The sequence below is a fragment of the Fodinicurvata sp. EGI_FJ10296 genome, from assembly GCF_040712075.1.
Classification (GTDB): Bacteria; Pseudomonadota; Alphaproteobacteria; order DSM-16000; family Inquilinaceae; genus JBFCVL01.
Window position 1 is genome coordinate 421,507 of the sequence record NZ_JBFCVL010000006.1, and the last position, 17,453, is coordinate 438,959.

13 protein-coding genes are annotated in these 17,453 nt (G+C 62.0%); 6 read left to right on the plus strand and 7 right to left on the minus strand.

What is annotated here, in order from left to right:
- Positions 1-17: 17 nt before the first annotated feature.
- The 3 genes from groL to ABZ728_RS15590 all read right to left on the minus strand — a co-directional run bounded on the left by groL (position 18) and on the right by ABZ728_RS15590 (position 4,707).
- The gene (gene groL / locus ABZ728_RS15580) at positions 18-1,640 is read right to left on the minus strand and encodes a chaperonin GroEL (protein WP_366657145.1); all 1,623 of its coding nucleotides are present in this window, start codon (positions 1,638-1,640) and stop codon (positions 18-20) included.
- Between the two features lie 148 nt (positions 1,641-1,788).
- On the minus strand, positions 1,789-3,693 hold the full coding sequence (gene uvrC, locus ABZ728_RS15585) for an excinuclease ABC subunit UvrC (RefSeq protein ID WP_366657207.1): 1,905 nt from the start codon (positions 3,691-3,693) through the stop codon (positions 1,789-1,791).
- A gap of 534 nt (positions 3,694-4,227) precedes the next feature.
- Positions 4,228-4,707, minus strand: a complete 480-nt coding sequence (locus ABZ728_RS15590) for a hypothetical protein (protein ID WP_366657146.1) — start codon at positions 4,705-4,707, stop codon at positions 4,228-4,230.
- Positions 4,708-5,003: 296 nt separating this feature from the next.
- Between ABZ728_RS15590 and ABZ728_RS15595 the strand changes: the two genes are divergently transcribed.
- Positions 5,004-5,903 carry a transferrin-binding protein-like solute binding protein gene (locus ABZ728_RS15595; RefSeq protein ID WP_366657147.1) on the plus strand — a complete coding sequence of 300 codons (900 nt, stop codon included), beginning with the start codon at positions 5,004-5,006 and terminating at the stop codon, positions 5,901-5,903.
- 45 nt (positions 5,904-5,948) lie between these two features.
- A complete protein-coding gene (locus ABZ728_RS15600; protein ID WP_366657148.1) occupies positions 5,949-7,454 on the plus strand; it encodes a surface lipoprotein assembly modifier in 1,506 nt (501 codons plus the stop codon).
- A 15-nt stretch (positions 7,455-7,469) separates the two neighbouring features.
- On the opposite strand, the gene ABZ728_RS15605 is transcribed toward ABZ728_RS15600, so the two are convergent.
- Together ABZ728_RS15605 and uvrB are read right to left on the minus strand one after the other, a co-directional pair.
- Complete coding sequence (locus tag ABZ728_RS15605; RefSeq protein ID WP_366657149.1) at positions 7,470-8,477, minus strand: calcium/sodium antiporter; 1,008 nt, start codon at positions 8,475-8,477, stop codon at positions 7,470-7,472.
- 105 nt (positions 8,478-8,582) lie between these two features.
- Positions 8,583-10,781 (minus strand): excinuclease ABC subunit UvrB, encoded by a 2,199-nt coding sequence (uvrB, locus tag ABZ728_RS15610; protein ID WP_366657150.1) that lies wholly within the window; start codon positions 10,779-10,781, stop codon positions 8,583-8,585.
- A 197-nt stretch (positions 10,782-10,978) separates the two neighbouring features.
- Between uvrB and ABZ728_RS15615 the strand changes: the two genes are divergently transcribed.
- Positions 10,979-12,244, plus strand: coding sequence for an MFS transporter (locus tag ABZ728_RS15615; protein WP_366657151.1), 1,266 nt, complete (start codon positions 10,979-10,981; stop codon positions 12,242-12,244).
- Between the two features lie 170 nt (positions 12,245-12,414).
- The gene (locus ABZ728_RS15620; RefSeq protein WP_366657208.1) at positions 12,415-12,906 is read left to right on the plus strand and encodes a peptidylprolyl isomerase; all 492 of its coding nucleotides are present in this window, start codon (positions 12,415-12,417) and stop codon (positions 12,904-12,906) included.
- A gap of 69 nt (positions 12,907-12,975) precedes the next feature.
- Here the strand turns inward: ABZ728_RS15620 and ABZ728_RS15625 are convergent, their stop codons facing one another.
- Positions 12,976-14,496: a D-alanyl-D-alanine carboxypeptidase gene (locus ABZ728_RS15625; RefSeq protein ID WP_366657152.1), complete on the minus strand. Its 1,521-nt coding sequence runs from the start codon at positions 14,494-14,496 to the stop codon at positions 12,976-12,978.
- 228 nt (positions 14,497-14,724) lie between these two features.
- Positions 14,725-15,483 (minus strand): peptidase, encoded by a 759-nt coding sequence (locus tag ABZ728_RS15630; RefSeq protein ID WP_366657153.1) that lies wholly within the window; start codon positions 15,481-15,483, stop codon positions 14,725-14,727.
- A 503-nt stretch (positions 15,484-15,986) separates the two neighbouring features.
- Here ABZ728_RS15630 and ABZ728_RS15635 point away from each other — a divergent pair.
- Together ABZ728_RS15635 and clpS are read left to right on the plus strand one after the other, a co-directional pair.
- Positions 15,987-16,637 carry a phasin family protein gene (locus tag ABZ728_RS15635; protein WP_366657154.1) on the plus strand — a complete coding sequence of 217 codons (651 nt, stop codon included), beginning with the start codon at positions 15,987-15,989 and terminating at the stop codon, positions 16,635-16,637.
- Between the two features lie 452 nt (positions 16,638-17,089).
- Positions 17,090-17,416: an ATP-dependent Clp protease adapter ClpS gene (gene clpS / locus ABZ728_RS15640; protein ID WP_366657155.1), complete on the plus strand. Its 327-nt coding sequence runs from the start codon at positions 17,090-17,092 to the stop codon at positions 17,414-17,416.
- The last annotated feature ends 37 nt before the right edge of the window (positions 17,417-17,453 follow it).

Genomic DNA, 17,453 nt, shown 5'->3' on the forward strand with positions numbered 1-17,453 from the left:
AAGGCCGGCATGGCCGTCTAGAATTCCATTTCCGGTGCCGGGGCGCGCTCCTTCGCCGGTTCGGGGATTTCGGTCATGGTGGCTTCGGTCAACAGCAGAACGCCCGCAACCGAAACGGCGTTCTCAAGGGCAATCCGGACGACTTTGGTCGGATCGATAATGCCGGCCTCGATCAGATCGACATAGGCATTGCGCGCGGCGTCGAATCCGAGATTGCCCTCGCCCTCCTGCATTCGGGCGAGGATGACGCCGCCGTCGACGGCCGAATTCTCGGCGATCTGGCGCACCGGCATTTCCAGGGCACGACGCAGGATGCGCACACCGGTGCGCTCGTCGCCCTCGCACGACTGTTCTTCATCGGCGACCGCCTTCATACATCGTATGGCCGCCAGCCCGCCGCCGGGAACGATGCCTTCCGCCACGGCGGCCTTGGTCGCGCTGATCGCGTCGTCCAGAGCTTCCTTCTTCGATTTCATTTCAGCTTCGGTGGGCGCGCCGACCCGGATCACGGCGATGCCGCCTGACAGTTTCGCCAGCCGTTCCTCGAGTTTTTCGCGATCGTAGTCGCTGGTCGTATCGGCGATTTCGCGCCGGATCCGGTCGGCCCGCGCGGCAATCGCCGCGGGATCGCCCCCGCCGCCGATGATGGTCGTGCTATCCTTGTCGATCACCACGCGTTTTGCCCGGCCCAGACGGTCGATGCCGACCGAATCCATCTTGATCCCGGCTTCCTCGGATATCACCTCCGCGCCGGTCAGAACGGCGATATCCTGAAGCATGGCCTTGCGTCGGTCGCCGAAGCCCGGCGCCTTGACGGCGCAATTGCGCAGAATGCCGCGGATCTCGTTGACCACCAGTGTCGCCAGGGCCTCGCCTTCGACGTCTTCGGCGATGACCAGAAGCGGCGACCCCGACTTCGCCACTTCCTCCAGCAGCCGGATCATATCGTGCAATGACGACAATTTGCGCTCGACGATCAGAACGAGGGCATCATCGAGAGTGGCCTCCACCTTTTCGGTGTCGGTGGCGAAGTAGGGCGAGATGAAGCCGCGATCGAACTGCATGCCCTCGACGATTTCGAGCACCGTTTCGGTAGTTTTCGACTCTTCGACCGTGATCACGCCCTCATCGCCGACTTTCTCCATCGCCTCGCCGATCAGCGCGCCGATTTCCGGGTCGTTATGGGCGGAGATCGTGGCGATCTGTTCTTTTTCCCGGCGCGTTCCGACCGGTCTGGACATGGACTGCAATGCCGTAATGGCGCGCTTGGCCCCGCGATCCAGGCCGCGCTTGATCTCGATCGCACTGGCACCGGCGACGACGTTGCGAACGCCATCCGACAGGATTGCATGGGCCAGGATGGTCGATGTGCTCGTCCCGTCGCCGACCATGTCACCGGTTTTTTCCGCGGCCTGACGCAGCATCCGCGCGCCGAGATTCTCCTCGGGGTCCTTGAGGTCGAATTCCTTGGCAATCGTGACGCCGTCGTTGCAAACGATCGGCGCCCCCCATTTGCGTTCGATCAGGACCGATTTCGACCGCGGCCCCAGCGTAATTCGGACCGCATCGGCCAATTGCGCGGCGCCGCGGAGAATCTTCTCCCGCGCCGCGGACCGGAACATCACCTGCTTGTGTGGCATGGCTGCACTTCCCCTCCGCACCCGACATCTGCGCACCCCCACCACCGGTGAGTCTGCAGCGGCATACGGTGATCGGCATTGATACGGATCAATTCAGAGCGGCCATGCGCCCTTGAGTCGGCGACCGGGACAACGCGGCCGGTCGTCACTATTTCGATTGGAAATGATCGTAGAGTCGCTTGGCGACCGCTTTGCTGATGCCCTCGACCGCTTCCAGATCGGCCAGTCCGGCTTTGGTCACTGCCCGCCCCGATCCGAAATGCATCAGCAGCGCCTTTTTGCGCCGGGGCCCGATGCCGGGCACGTCGTCGATCGGTGACGCGCCGATGCGTCCGGCGCGTTTGGCGCGATGTGTGCCGATGGCGAATCGGTGCGCTTCGTCCCGCAGCCGTTGCAGGAAATAAAGAACCGGGTCCTTGATATCCAGCGACAGCTCGCGTCCATCCCGAAGGAAAAACCGCTCGCGTCCGGCGTTGCGATCCGGCCCTTTTGCGACCGCCACGATCGCCACGTCCTCAATCCCGAGATCGGCAAGAACCTCCATGACGGCCGACAACTGGCCTTTGCCGCCATCGATCAGCAGCAGGTCGGGCCACGTTCCCTCTGTCCGCTCGGGATCTTCCTTTAGCGCCCGGGTGAAACGGCGGGTCAGGACTTCCCTCATCATCGCGAAATCATCGCCGGCGGCTTCCGCCGACTTGATGGTGAACTTGCGGTAGGCGTTCTTCTGAAAACCGTCGGGGCCGGCGACGATCATTGCGCCCACGGCATCGGTTCCCGAAATATGCGAGTTGTCGTACACCTCGACGCGCTCGGGCCGTTGCCCCAGATCGAACGCCTCGGCCAGACCGTCCAGAAGGCGGGCCTGGGTTGCGCTTTCGGCAAGCCGGCGTCCCATGGCTTCGCGGGCATTGTCCTGCGCATGATCGATGAGGCGCTTCTTCTCGCCGCGCCTGGGCACCGAAACCTGCACCTTGATACCGGATTTCACGCCCAGCGCTTCGCCCAGCAGTCCGGATTCGGCAATCGCGTGGCTGAGCAGTATCAGTGGTGGCGCCGGTTTGGCGTCGTAGAACTGGGCGAGAAACGCGCCGAGGACATCGGCGGTTTCAAGCACGCGGTCGTGGCTCGGGAAATAGGCCCGGGAGCCGTAATTGCGGCCGCCACGGAAAAAATAGACCTGGATGCAGGTTTGACCGCCATCCTGATGTGCGGCGAAGACGTCGGCGTCGCCAAGCCCCGAGACGTTGATGTCCTGGTGCGCCTGGATGGCGGCCAGCGCCCGGATCCGATCCCGGTATCGCGCAGCCGACTCGAATTCCATGGCGTCCGAGGCTTCTTGCATGCGCTTCTTGAACGAGCCGATCACGGCGTCGCTTTCGCCCTTCAGGAAGGCGACGGCATCGGAGACCTGCCGGCCATAGGCCTCGTCGTCGACGAAGCCGACGCAGGGCGCCGTACAGCGCTTGATCTGGTATTGAAGGCAGGGGCGCGTGCGATTGCTGAAGACGGCGTCGGAGCAATTGCGCAGCAGAAACGCGCGCTGAAGCACCGTGATCGTCCTGTTCACGGCGCCGGCCGAAGCAAACGGTCCGAAATATTGTCCCTTCCGGCTTTCGGCGCCGCGATGCTTCGTAATCTGCGGAAATCTGTGATCGCCCGTGATCAGGATCTGCGGGAACGTCTTGTCGTCACGCAGCAACACATTGTAGCGGGGCCGCAGGCGCTTGATCAGGTTGGCTTCCAGCAACAGGGCTTCGACGTCGGATCGCGTGACGACGAATTCCATCTGTTGCGTTTCTGCAATCATGCGCAGAAGGCGGGCAGGGTGCTTGCCGGTCTGGGTATATGAGGTTACGCGCCGCTTCAGATCGCGGGCCTTGCCCACATACAAGGCGTCGCCTTTGGCGTCGAGCATACGGTAAACACCGGCCGAATGCGGCAGGGTCTTCAGATACCCGGCAATGATCGACACGCCTGAAGCGATATCCGCAGCCGTGACCCGGCGGCGTCTGGCGCGGCCCGCTTCGGAATCCGTCTCGGCTTCATCCATGGCCCCGTCCACAGCCCCGCCGCGACGGTCGTCGACGGAGGTGTGGTCGAGCGAACCAAGGTTCGTTGTGGCGTCGTTGGTGTCTTTGGCTTCGTCCATGTCCCGATATACCGCTGGTTCGGCGGCTCGCTCGTGCTGCATGCGGCTGGCGGTGGATTGCTCGCCACCCATATCGGCCGTTGCATCGCGGAATACAACAATCGGCGACACCGGTCGAGAGACTCAGACGTCACTGTTGCTGTCCACGGTTCCTGTGGATAACTCTGTGGGCAGAACATGGGCAGTCTCTCCGGAACGGCGGGAATCAGCAACTATGGCCCGCTGCCTAAAAAATAGGCAGTTTTGTTAAGTATCTGATTTTCAATAACTGTCTGGATGTCAATGCCCTATGGCTCGGTGGATTGGGGCTATGACTTCCTTGACTCTGGTCGCCGGGGTCTGATTACCGTCCCTGTGAACAAATTCCGAAATATGGTCGCCGCTCTTTGCATCCCAAAGGCGTGACCTGCCGGTACCCGGCATTCTCCATCCGGGCTAATCCGTTCGGGGCAGGGCGCTGGCTTGCCAGTCGAGCGTTTGGCCAGTCGCCGATCTTATCTCGGTCAATGACTGCGCCAGGCCGACGATGATTCGTCCGTCATCGAATGATGGCTGTGGCGTTACTGAAGCTGCCAGCGCATCGGGAAGCCTGATCAGGACCGCGTTGACCCGGATCCGCGGCGCATTCTCCATGGCCAGACGGCCGATTCGTGACCGGAACTCGTCAAGATGGACCGGACGCCGCGACTGCGCCGCCAGCTCGGAAACAATGACCAGGTGCACCCGCGACTGGTCGCCCGCCTGTCTGAGGTCGGAGACCGCGCCCTCGGGCGTGTCGAGTATCCGAATGTTCAGCCGTGCTGTCCATTCGCCGCCGATGCACTGTATTGCCTGGGCGAGACAGTCTCGCCATTCCGGGGGAACCGCAAGCGCGACCTGCTCATGAACCCGATCGTTCAGTGTTGGGTTCGGCATCACGATTTGCCTCTGACCATGATTTCGGATTCCGTCCTGCTTCAACTTGTTGCGGAGAAACGGCCAATCAACATAAAAATCATATGGTATTTAATTGATTATAGATCTATTGATGTGGGTGCTGGTGCCCAACCGAGTTGGCGGAAACTATCATGCGTTCACAACCTTTGTTGCCTCTCATTGTCGCCGGCATCCTTCTGTCGTCCGGTTTCTTGTTGAGCGGGTGTGTCGGCGGTTCATCGTCAGGTAGCGGACCTTCAGCTTCCGGCGGGGGCGGGGCTTCCAACGATCAACAGGTGGATGACGAGTCACAGCCTGACTCCATCAGCGTCGGCTCGGTGCCAGGCGACCTTCGGGTTACGGACAATCTGATGGTTCCAAGCGGCGTTTACCTTCAAACCGAAGCGCGTTCGAGCCTCAGCGCCGGAATTCAGTCCAGCGCCGTCCGGCTTCGCTACAATGATGACGACACGGTCAGCGTTGTGCTCGATGGCGATACCCAAAGCTATGTCTATCGGTTTTCGCCCATTGATGGTGCCAGCGGCCGTGCTGCGGACGAAGATGCTGAGCCGGGGTTCTGGGAATCGCTCGGCCTGGCGGAGGACTTCGACCCGCAGAGCGTTCTGGAAGGCGACGACCGGGTTCATTTCGTAGGTGAGCATGCCGGCGGCGACAATCTCGTTTTCCTTGCTCAGGTTGCGCCGGACGACGCGTATTTCGTCATGAGCGCGCTTGCCGATCTGGATATCGGCGACAGCGACCTCCGTCTCGACCGGCATGCGTTCTTCATCGTGGGTGAAGAAACGAACAACGCGGCCGGAAATCTGTCCGGGGCCGCGCGCTATTCCGGCACTGCTTATGCCGTCAGAACCGAGGCGAACAACAGTGTCAGAGACACGCTGTCCGGAACGGCCAGCCTTGAGGCGAACTTCACAACCAACCGGGTCAGGATGGATATCGCGCTTCAGAGCAGCGTAGGTGACGATGCTTCATTCGCGGCAGAACCCTGGTCGGGTGAGGGCGTGAATATGGGCGGCAGTTCATTCTGGATGCAACTTCTGGGCGACGGTCTGAACCGAGGAGAAGCCAAGGGACGCTTCTATGGCCCCAACGCGGCGAACGCTGCGGGCGTATTCGAGGGTGAATATGGCGACAGCAGCCGTATCGATGGTGTTTTCGGAACGACGCGCCAGTAAGTTGGGCCGCCAATCGATCTCGTGTATCCTCTTTGTGGATTTGCCGTGTTCCGTCCGACCGGTCTCGTCTATGCGGTAACAGGTATTGCCGTGATGTGCGTTGCCGGGACAGCGCTTACGGCGATTCCGGAAGCCGGGCCCGTCATGGGGCCGGGCGGAAGCGGACCAATCGGGCCGGGACAGGCCGTTTCGGTCCAGATCGTGTCGTTGCCCCGGAATCCCGACACGCCGCACATCGATTTTTCCGAACTGTCGGCCTCCGAACAGCAAGCCATGTTGCGGCGGCTGATCGCAGCCGGTCGCCTCGACATCGCTACGGCGATGGTCGAGACACTGGTTGCAGCCGGCACCCTTTCCCTGACTGACGGCCGGATGATTCTGGCCCGTCTACTGGCCGAAGACGGGCAGGCGCCTGCCGCGATCGACCAGTATCGCCGCATCCTGGCGCAGGATGAGAGCCGCGTGGATGCGCGGCTCGAACTCGGGCGGCTGCTGTTCATGGACGACGACTATGATGCGGCCCGTGAGAATTTCCGGATCGCGCGAACGGATCCCGGACTATCGGCCGAGGCGGCCGCGGTAGTGGATGCGTATGTGGACGCGATGACGCCGCGGGACCCCTGGCAATTCGACGCCGCGATCGGGATCGCACCGGACAGCAATGTTACACAGGGCACGACGATCGACGAGATCGAGTTGTTCGGGTTGCCGTTGCGCCTTTCGGAGTCCATGCGCCGGTCGACGGGTATCGGGGTCTTCGGCAATGCCTCTGTCGAATATAGCCCCGAGTTGCCGTTTTCGTTCGGTCAGGGCACGCGTACCGACCTGAGACTGGGCGCGGGCATCGGCCATGTGGCCTATGACGATCCGGACCTTGCGTCGACTGTCGCTTCTGGTCACGCAGGCCTCAGATTTCGCCACGATGGCGGATCGACCAGCGTGCTGGCGGTAGCATCAGCGCATTGGCAGGGACTGGGGCAAAGTCTGGGGCAAGGTCTGGGACATGACTTCCTGTCCGCTATCGCCGATCCGGTGGCTGCGGATGTTGGCGGCCGCCTGGAGATTGACCGCAGGCTCGACGCGCGCACCCGGTTCGACGGATATCTGGACATTCGGTATCGCGACTTTCCGGACCTTCGGGAACGCAATGGTGTCCGGGTACTGGCCGACGGCACGGTCACCTACGAAATCAACGCGCGGTCTTTCGTCCGCGGCAACGTACGCTTTGACAGGACCGCCTCGGGGCTGCCGGTCAACGCTTATTCGTCGCTCGGCCTCGGCGGCGGATATTATTACGATTTCGAGGCCCCGTTTGCTGTATTCCTGCGGGGGTCGGCAGATTATCGGCTGTACGACGAAAGACCGTTCTTCTCCCCGGAAAACCGTGTCGACCACCGTTTCGACGCCTCGATCGACGTTACCTATCAGGAGCCGGTCCTTTTCGGCTTCGCGCCGGTATTGCGCTACGGCTATACCTATAACGTGTCGACCGTGGACATCTATCAGTACGACCGTCATCGCCTGGATATCGGCCTGACCCGGCGCTTCTGAAGCGGTGCGCCGGGACTATGGTAACACGGCCGACGCCAGGGAGGCCCAATATGTGCCGACCTGATCCATGACGATCGTCGGTCCGACCGCCTGCGCTCCAAGGAAGGCGAGATAGGCGACAAAGAAGATCGCGGCTTCCCAGCGGTTGATGCGCCAACCCGTCGCCAGGAAGGGCAGCAGCACGACGCTGGCGGCCAGCATGATCCAGATGTCGAATCCGGCGATCTGTGGCGGCAGGCCAGTCGGGGCAACGAGGCTGACGACGCCCATGACACCGAGGATGTTGAAGATGTTGCTGCCCAGCACGTTACCCAGAGCGACGGCAGTCTGGCGGCGCAGCGCCGCCGCAACGGTGGTCGCAAGTTCCGGCACCGATGTGCCGAAGGCGATCATGGTCAGGCCGATCACCTCCTCGCTGACGCCCGCCACGCGCGCCAGGGTAATGGCGCCGGAGACCAGAAGATTGGCGCCTCCGACGACACCGACCAATCCACCCACGATGGCGAGCAGTGCCATCGGCACGGATTTGAAGCCGCCGGTATCCGCCGCTTCGGCGACCAGCGGGTTCTCCCGGCCGCGCTTGGCGTCGAACCACGGGCAAGCGATCAGATAGACGGCCAGGATCGCCAGCGCCACGATGCCGTAATAAAAGCCGTACGGCCCCGTCATTCCCACGCCAACGAACAGGATCGATGCGCCCAGCATGAAGAAGCCGTCGCGGTAGAGGGCGATGCGCGGGCATTCCATCGGATACAACAGGCCCGCCACGCCGATGATCAACAGCACATTGGCAATGTTCGAGCCGACGATATTGCCCACGGCAAGACCGGGCGAACCTTTCAGGCTGGCGTCGACGCTGACGACGAGTTCCGGCAGCGACGTACCGATGGCGACGATCGTCATACCGATGACGAGCGGTGACATACCCACGCGGCGTGCCAGATCGACGGACCCCCGCACCAGGATGTCGGCGCCGAAGATGACGACGACGAGGCCGAGAAGAACAGTGGCGAGAGCTATCATCGATCGGCTTTCATGGAGGACAGTCCATGCCCGGGGGCAGGGCAGTGCGAGAAAATCATCATGCTTCGACAGGTCCACGTCGGGCGTGCCTGCCCGATTGCGGGCTCAGCGGGTGCTCTTGCCTTGCCGGGACCCGCGCCCTTTCGGTTTCCCGGAGGTCCGTTTGCGGCCCTCATTGCTGTTGGCACTGCCGGTATCGGGGTCCGCGACAACCCCGTCAAGCCCCAGCTCGCTTGCTTCCAGGCGCTTGATCTCGTCGCGGAGCCGTGCAGCGTCCTCGAATTCCAGATTGGCCGCGGCCTCGCGCATTCGGGTTTCGAGATCGCCAATATGGTCCTTGAGGCTCTTGCCGACGAGGTTCTTCGCCGATTTGCTGCCAGTGTCGACGGTCACCCGGTCTCGCTCATAGACACTTTCGAGGATATCGGCGATGTCGCGCCGGATCGTTTCCGGCGTGATGCCGTGTTCCTCGTTATAGGCGATCTGCTTCTGGCGGCGGCGGTCGGATTCATCGATTGCCGCTTTCATGCTGTCGGTCATCTTGTCGGCATAGAGCAGCGCGCGGCCGTCCACATTGCGCGCCGCCCGCCCGATGGTCTGGATGAGCGAGGTGCGGGAGCGCAGATAGCCCTCCTTGTCGGCGTCGAGGATCGCGACCAGCCCGCATTCGGGGATATCCAGGCCCTCGCGCAGCAGATTGATGCCGATCAGCACGTCATAGGTGCCGAGACGAAGGTCCCGGATGATTTCGATCCGCTCAAGTGTCTCGACATCGGAATGGATATACCGAACCTTCATGCCCGCTTCGGTCATGTACTCCGACAGGGCTTCGGCCATTTTCTTGGTCAGGGTCGTGATCAGCACCCGGCGGCCCAGCGCGGCCATCTCGCGGCATTCCGCCATGACGTCGTCGACCTGACTGGTGGTGGGGCGGATTTCGACAACCGGGTCGATCAGACCGGTCGGGCGGACGACCTGTTCAGCAAAGACGCCGCCTGTGCGCTCCAGTTCCCACGGGCCGGGGGTCGCCGAGACGAAAATCGTCTGCGGGCGCATCCGTTCCCATTCCTCGAACATCAGCGGGCGGTTGTCGACACAGGCCGGCAGACGAAAACCATAGTCGGAAAGCGTCAGTTTTCGCGCCCGGTCGCCGCGATACATGCCGCTGAGCTGCGGGACCATCACATGGCTTTCGTCGCAGAACAGGATCGCGTCGTCGGGAAGGTACTCGAACAGGGTCGGGGGAGGCGCGCCGGGCGGGCGGCCGGTCAGGTATCGGGAATAGTTCTCGATCCCCTGGCAGCTGCCGGTGGCGTGCAGCATTTCGACATCGAATTGAGTGCGTTGCTGAAGGCGCTGGGCCTCAAGCAGCTTGCCCTGGCTTTCGAACTCTGCGACGCGGGCTTTCATGTCCTCCTGGATTTGCTTGATCGCCTGATTGATCGTGGGTTTCGGCGTTACGTAGTGGCTGTTCGGATAGATCCGGATCGCTGCCGGCGACTTGATCTTTTCGCCGGTAAGGGGATCGAATTCGTGGATCGCCTCGATCTCGTCGCCGAACAGACTGATCCGCCAGGCACGGTCTTCGAAATGGGCCGGGAACAGTTCGACCACGTCGCCGCGTACCCGGAACATGCCACGGCTGAATGCGATGTCGTTGCGCTTGTACTGCAGTTCGATCAGGGCAGCGATCAGGTCGCTGCGGTTGATCGTCTGGCCGGCTTCCAGCGTCACGGTCATTTCGCTGTAGGTTTCAACCGAGCCGATGCCGTAAATGCAGGAAACGGAGGCGACGATGATGCAATCGCGCCGTTCGAGCAAAGCGCGCGTGGCAGCGTGGCGCATCCGGTCAATCTGCTCGTTGATCGAGCTTTCTTTTTCGATATAGGTGTCGGTGCGCGGGACATACGCCTCAGGCTGATAATAATCGTAATAGGAAACGAAATACTCGACCGCATTGTCCGGAAAGAAGCTTTTGAATTCTCCATAAAGTTGCGCCGCGAGCGTCTTGTTAGGTGCCAGGATCAGCGCCGGGCGTTGCATCCGTTCGATCACATGGGCCATGGTGAATGTCTTGCCCGAGCCGGTGACGCCGAGCAGGACCTGATCCTTTTCGTCCTGCTGTAATCCATCGACAAGGGTCTCAATGGCCACGGGCTGATCGCCGGCAGGCTGGAAGGTCGATGAAATCCGCAGCGGCGAACTTTCGGCGTCGGCGGTCGGCACACGCGCCCGCTCTGTCGACGTAGCCGCTGCCGGCTCCCGCGGGGTCGGCGCTTCCTGGGTGTGAGGCGCAGTAGCCATGGCGATATCGGACCTGTCTGTGACGATGCCGGAAGACGGACGGTGGAACTGAGTGGCAAACGGTGAAGAAATAGGTACTTCCGCGGCCAAGAGAAAGGGGTGAAAAGACAATCGCCGCATGGCAAAGCGGGAGGCGATCGGTCTCGCGCGGGTCCGCAAATGTCTCCCGGCCCGTTGGCGCCGGCAATCGAGAGGATTTGAACATACTGGAATCCGACGAAAAAGCCGAAGTCGAACAGACAACCTCCTGGCCGCGGGTTGCTCTGATCGTCTTCGCCGGGATGGTGGTCGCCTTCCAGATTGGAAAGGTGCCGCCCGTGCTTGCGCTCTTGCGGGCCGAGTTCGGGTTTGGTCTGGTCGCCTCGGGATGGCTGATATCCATTTTCAGTCTGGTGGTGATGACCGTGGGCGTGGCGGGCGGCGCGCTTGCCGACCGAATCGGTCCGCGCCGGCTTATGCTGATCGGGCTCGGCCTGTCGGCCGCAGCAGCGGGTGCCGGCGCCCTGGCGACCGCTCCGTGGTGGTTGTTCGTCACCCGTCTGGTCGAAGGCGGGGGATTTCTGCTTTGCGTGGTGAGCGCGCCGGTGTTGCTGCTGGCGTGTTCGGCGCCTCGCCATCGGCGCATGGTGTTTGGCCTGTGGGCCGTTTATATGCCAGCGGGCCTCGCGCTCGCGATGGCCTCGGCCGGGCCCCTGGCCGCGTCGTTCGGATGGCGCACAGTGTGGGGTGTCAGCGCATTGTTGCTCGTCGCCGGCCTTGCCGCCGCGTTCACGAAGCTGCCCCCTGATAGGGCGCCTGGTACTGCGGCTGTCGGCAGCTCCGGAACAGGGCGGCGCGACGATCGCTTTGCCATACTCGTGGTCCGCGTGGTGACGAGTCCGGCACCCGTCCTGCTGGCAGCCACATTCGCGCTGTATACCTTTCAATTCATGGGCGTCATCGGCTTCCTGCCCTATTGGTTGGTCGAGCTGCGCGGATATGACCCGGCCGCCGCTTCGGCGATGGCCGCCGTTGCCGTGCTGGCGAATGCAGCGGGTAATCTGCTCGGGGGTGCGCTGATGATGCGCGGCGTCGGGACGGGCGCCCTGGTCGTTCTGGGCAGCGCCGTCATGGCGGTGGCCGCCTTTGTCATCTATCCCGGCACCATGGCCGATCCTGTCCGGTTTGTCGCCGTTATCATGCTGTCGCTGGCGGGCGGCATGATACCGGCAGCACTGCTGGCCGCAGTTCCGCATGCCGCGCCAGATGCCGCAACCATCGGGGCGGCCAACGGTCTGTTGGTCCAGGGGTCGCATACGGGCCAGATTTTCGGTCCGCCTGCCCTGGCCGCCTGGGTGGCGTTCGCGGGCGGCTGGTCGATGGCGCCGCTACTGCTGGCCAGCGCGGCGGCGGTGGCGGCGATCCTCGGGGTGGCGGCCGGGCACCGCATCGCCCGCAAAGAGGCGGGCCGGGCGGGAGCATAAACGGCGCAACGATTTCGCGGGACGAGCGGTATCTTGCGGCGGACGACATCGTCGTCTAATAGGGATGGCTGGCGGCTCCAACCGGCCCGCCTTGTACCGTATCTTGCAGTCGGATGCATCTCATGCGCCTGAACCGCCTATTCGCCACGATCGGGAGTGCGATTATCATCATGTCCGCCACAAATGCCAGCGGCCAAACCAACGATCCGGAGAACACCCTGTTTCTGGACCTGGAACAGGGTCGGGTCGTCATCGACCTCCTTACCGAGGAAGCACCAAACCATACCGCGCGTATCAAGGAACTAAGCCGCGAAGGGTTCTACGACGGCATCATCTTTCACCGCGTCATCGACGGCTTCATGGCCCAGACCGGCGACCCGACCGGGACCGGCCGCGGCGGCTCGGGCCAGGGGCTTTCGGCAGAGTTCAATCAGGTTCCGTTCCAGCGCGGTGTCGTCGGTATGGCGCGGGCCCAGCACCCGGACAGCGCTGACAGCCAGTTCTTCATCGTGTTCGATGATGCCCAGTTCCTGAACGGCCAGTACACGGCATGGGGCCGGGTCACCTCGGGCATGGAACATGTCGACGCGATCACACGGGGCGAGCCGCCGGCAAACCCCGATCAGATCGTCCAGATGCGCGTTGCCGCCGACGTCGAATAAAACGGCGACAGGGTCGGGTGGCATCAAGCAGTGCGACGCCGCCCGACCCCGGACCCGAACCGCTTGTGGCTAGAATGACGTGTTCGGGGCAATGGTCAGACACGGGCTGCCCCGGTCCATCAGGCGTGTGCAGGCGTTAGCCGCCGTGGCCTGATCGAATCCGACAAGCCGCGCCCGGAATAGCGGTCCGTTGTCGGTGTTGATGCGGATGATAACCCCGTCGGCACTGTCCAGCATGCCTTCGGTGGTGGACCGTGCCCGCTCGATCGCCTGCTGGCCGGCATCTTCCTCGCTGAAGGCCCCGATCTGAATGCCCCATTGCGATACAGGGGCGGATGAGGCCGCAACTTCAACCGCGTTATCCGTCGATCCCTGCTCGATCTCGTCAACGATAAGGTCGTCGCCGCTCGCCAGCATCGCAATCCGGTCGTCCGGGGCCGGTGATGCCGTTTCCGGACGGGCGGCTTCATCCGCATTTCCGGCGGCCGCCGCGACCACCTGGCGCCGCGGATGTGAGCCTGGGGTCGGATAGTGCGCAAACCGGGCGGGAAGGGGGTCAAGCACGCGGTCAGGCATGTTGTCGCCGGCCAACCCTGCAAAGGCGTTCTCGCCGTCTGGCCGCATCGGTGGCAGCGGCGCGACGAAACGCTGGATTTCGGTTGTGCCATTGGCGACGAGGTAGCGCCCGCGCTCGGAGGCGAATGAATTGTCCAGCAGATCGCGAACCGCCCGATTTCTCCGGTCGGCCGTCTGTCCGCCAAAAAGGACCGCGATCAGGCGCAGGTTGCCGCGAATGGCGGTCGCTGCCAGATTGAATCCCGCCGCGCGAATATAGCCGGTCTTCAGCCCGTCCATTCCCTCGTACGACGACATCAGGTGGTTATGATTGCGGTAGGTCGAGCCACCATAGGTCCAGCTGCGCGTGGAAAAATAGTGAAAATAATGGGGGAAGTCACGCATGAGCGCCTGCGACAGAAGGGCCATATCGCGGGCTGTACTGATTTGTTGGGTGTCCGGGAGGCCGTGAGCATTCCTGAATGTCGTGTTGCTCATCCCCAGTCGACGGGCTTCCTGTGTCATCAGCTGAGCAAAGCGCGCTTCCGAGCCGCCCAATGCCTCACCCATCGCGGTCGCGATGTCATTCGCGGAGCGGGTGACGAGCGAATAGATCGCCTCTTGCACGCGAATGGTGCCGCCAGCCGGGATTCCTAGCTTGCTGGGGGGTTCCGACGCCGCGAAACGCGAAACCGTGATCCGCTGGTCCATTGTCAGGTCACCGCGATCCAGCGCCTGGAACGCCATATAAAGCGTCATCATCTTGGTCAGCGACGCCGGGTAGAGAGGGCGGTCGGCATAGCGGGCGTGAAGCACCTCGCCCGTGGCGGCATCCATGACAAAAGCGGCATAGCGCGGATTTGCATTCGCTGGCGTGCCAGCCATGGCGATGGCCAGCAGTATGACCAAACCCGAGATCGACAAAGGCATTCCCGCGAATCGGGGGAGGCGGCCGCTGAACCTGTTGAACGGGGTGCAGAATGCCAGGAATGCCAAGGGCAGGGCCCAGGTTTTCGAGAGCTTGTGACATTCCATGAGCTTTGCTCCCTAACTCCATGTTCCGGAAGGAAAATAGCGGTCCCTTCTGCCGGATGAGGATAAGCGTTTCCGATTATGCCTGTCTAGCGAATATTCCTTTCGCAATGGTTGAAATGCACAAGCATGCCGGAAATGTTAGCGGGGTTCGGCCGATCGTGGCACCCGCACCTCCGGAAGTGCGGCATTCGAATGGTGCGGTATTCGGGGACGCGGAAATCGGGGATGTCAGTCCGGCTCAGCGACGACCGACAGGCGTTTGGGCGTGCTCGGCAGCAGGTGGCGCGAAAGCGGGGCATCCGGCATCTGTGCGGCCAGGGCCGTAAGGTGCTCGTTCCACCACTGCCGCTGCTCGATGAGATCTTCGTACTGGAACTGCGCTTCACGCCACGTCCGTGTTGCTGCTTCATAAGTGAGAATGTCGATCGGATAGCCGACATCCGTGGAACTGAACCGCGTCGAGTCGAAGCTGAGATAGGCCAGCTTCAGAGCATGGCTCAGATCCGTCTGGAACGTCAGCGCCCGGTCGAGGATGGGCTTGCCATAGGCGGTCGCGCCGACCGACAGGAACGATGAGCGTTCGTCGATCTCGATCCAGTTGCCCTGGGGATAGACAAGAAAGACGGTATGGTGCGGATCGTCGCGGAGCTGGCCGCCGATCAGAGTGTGCAGGTTGAAGACCAGATTGGAGTCTTCAAGCGCCGACTTGTCCTCGCGCGCGACCTCCCGGAGTATCGCCGCAAAGTTGTCGGCGGCGGCAAGCATGGTCGTGAACCCTGACGGCGTTTCGGCCATGCGCCGCCGCAGATATGCCAGCGCCTTGTCTCGTACACTGCGCAAGCCGGAGGTCATCATGAAGAACCGGTTTTCTCCCTCGCCCAGCAGAACGATTTTTCTGGCGGCTGCGATTGTGCTGCCGCTCGTGACCCGCCCGTCCGCGAGAGCGACGAGGCCGTCTTGCACACGGATGCTGAGGCAATAGGTCATGTTGGGTCTGATTCCTTCTTCAACGCGTCGAATGCGTCACAGTTGCCGCCCATCGGCGGCTGTTACGTCTCGCCAACATAATGCCGTCCGGCGCCGGCGGTTCGTTCCGGTCCCGCTGACACGGTACCGCTGATATAACACATGAAAGCCGGCAACCGGTTAATTTCCGACCATCTCCGGTTTCGTTTCCCCAGTCGCCTTCCCAGTCGCCTGCCCAGTCTCTTGCCCAGCCGTTTCTCCGGACAGTTGCTCCTGCCGGGTTCGTCCGGAATCAGCCGGTTTCCAACAACGCGGTCTGGCTATGTTGCAGTGCACAAATTTTCTTGACAGCCGCTGGGTCCCTGGCCATATGCTGTGTTGTGCAACGCAATATTCAGCCCGGCCGCGAATGGCCGGGTACCGTGGGCTGGTAGATTGGAACCCTGAGTTCCGGTGTTTTCCGGCCACGACCAAGCCGCGCAGTCGGCGCGGCGCCGAACGCCACAGATCAGGGGATATCGATCATGAGTACCGCCAAAAACGCGAAGAAAACACCGAATCGTTCATCGAACCAGAACCAGCAGGGCCCCGAAACCTCTGCTGAAGAAATGTCTGGTGCAGCTACCGAAACCCTGACGGCTAGCTCAACGTCAGCCGAAACAGCAGGGGCGACTACGGCCAAAGCGGTTGAGGAAACGGTGACGATGACCAGGCAGAAGATGGAGGAAGCAATGAACACGACTCAGGAAGCCTATACAAAGAGCCTCGATGATGGCCTGAATACCGCGAAGGACCATCTCGCGAAATCCGGCCAGCAGTGGACGAAGGGATGGGAAGAGGCGTCGCAGTCCGGTCAGGACACGCTGAAAGCATGGACCGAAAGCAACACGGCCATCATGAAGGGTGCTGAAGACGTTGCCAAAATCTGGTTTACGGTCTCGCAGTCGATAATGGACCAAAGCGTGCAGACCGCGAAGTCCATGATGGCGGCCTCTTCGCTTTCCGAAGTTGTCGATCTGCAATCCGCACATGCCAAGAACACCTTCGACACCATGGTTTCAGAGATGACCCGGATGTCGGAGTTGAGCCTGAAATCTGCCAACGAGGCGATGGGTCCGCTCAACGACCGCGTCAACGACGCGATGGTGCGGATGACCAAGCCGATGGCCGCCTGACCGCAATCGGTCGCGTAGGGTTGCTCGCGGCGGGCGCTTCGGCGGATCACGGGGGCCAGAAGTCCGGGGTGGGTGCGATGTGCTGTCGCGCCTGCCCTTTTTTGCGTTGGCCCGGTCGGTCGTCGGGTCTCTGCCGCTTGGTGGGGTGCTGACGAGGGCTGGGCGTACAGCACGCGCAGATCGGCGCCGTCCGCCGTCTCGTCATGTTACTGCCGCTCTTGCGGCACAGCGGACGGTTCGTAAGGCAGACGGGGATTGCAGAAGTTCAGCGATGCCGTATCATCACTGGGAACGCGATCGTTGATTTCAAGACCTTTCCCAACACGGTCGCGATGACATATGATTCGGGAGTGGACTTGGCGATACCGTCGGATCCGGCTTTCGAAAGTGACAAGTGAACCGCCCCTGCTGCGGGGGCTCGCGAGAGGACCAGAGTAAGGCATACGAGAGCCATGAGCGACCAAGACAAGGACGGTGACGAAGGCAGCGGCACCGGTGTTGTCGTTCAAAACCGGCCGAAGACGAAAAAGCCTGCGATGTATAAGGTCTTGATGTTGAATGACGATTTTACTCCGATGGAGTTCGTTGTTCACGTTCTGGAGCGTTTCTTCTCGATGTCGCGGGAAGAAGCGACGCGGATAATGCTGCATGTCCATCACCGTGGTGTCGGGCTCTGCGGCGTGTTTACTTTCGAAGTCGCGGAAACGAAGGTCACCCAGGTTATGGATTTCGCGCGACAGCATCAGCATCCTCTTCAGTGTATACTGGAGAAAGAGTGACGCTGTCGGTCGATGACGACGATACCAGCGAGGACGA

Bases quoted from the DNA above. Each gene is read 5' to 3' on its own strand.
- groL (WP_366657145.1), bottom strand. From the start codon at position 1,640: ATGCCACACAAGCAGGTGATGTTCCGGTCCGCGGCGCGGGAGAAGATT.
- uvrC (WP_366657207.1), bottom strand. From the start codon at position 3,693: ATGGATGAAGCCGAGACGGATTCCGAAGCGGGCCGCGCCAGACGCCGC.
- ABZ728_RS15590 (WP_366657146.1), bottom strand. From the start codon at position 4,707: ATGCCGAACCCAACACTGAACGATCGGGTTCATGAGCAGGTCGCGCTT.
- ABZ728_RS15605 (WP_366657149.1), bottom strand. From the start codon at position 8,477: ATGATAGCTCTCGCCACTGTTCTTCTCGGCCTCGTCGTCGTCATCTTC.
- uvrB (WP_366657150.1), bottom strand. From the start codon at position 10,781: ATGGCTACTGCGCCTCACACCCAGGAAGCGCCGACCCCGCGGGAGCCG.
- ABZ728_RS15620 (WP_366657208.1), top strand. From the start codon at position 12,415: ATGTCCGCCACAAATGCCAGCGGCCAAACCAACGATCCGGAGAACACC.
- ABZ728_RS15625 (WP_366657152.1), bottom strand. From the start codon at position 14,496: ATGGAATGTCACAAGCTCTCGAAAACCTGGGCCCTGCCCTTGGCATTC.
- ABZ728_RS15630 (WP_366657153.1), bottom strand. From the start codon at position 15,483: ATGACCTATTGCCTCAGCATCCGTGTGCAAGACGGCCTCGTCGCTCTC.
- ABZ728_RS15635 (WP_366657154.1), top strand. From the start codon at position 15,987: ATGAGTACCGCCAAAAACGCGAAGAAAACACCGAATCGTTCATCGAAC.
- clpS (WP_366657155.1), top strand. From the start codon at position 17,090: ATGAGCGACCAAGACAAGGACGGTGACGAAGGCAGCGGCACCGGTGTT.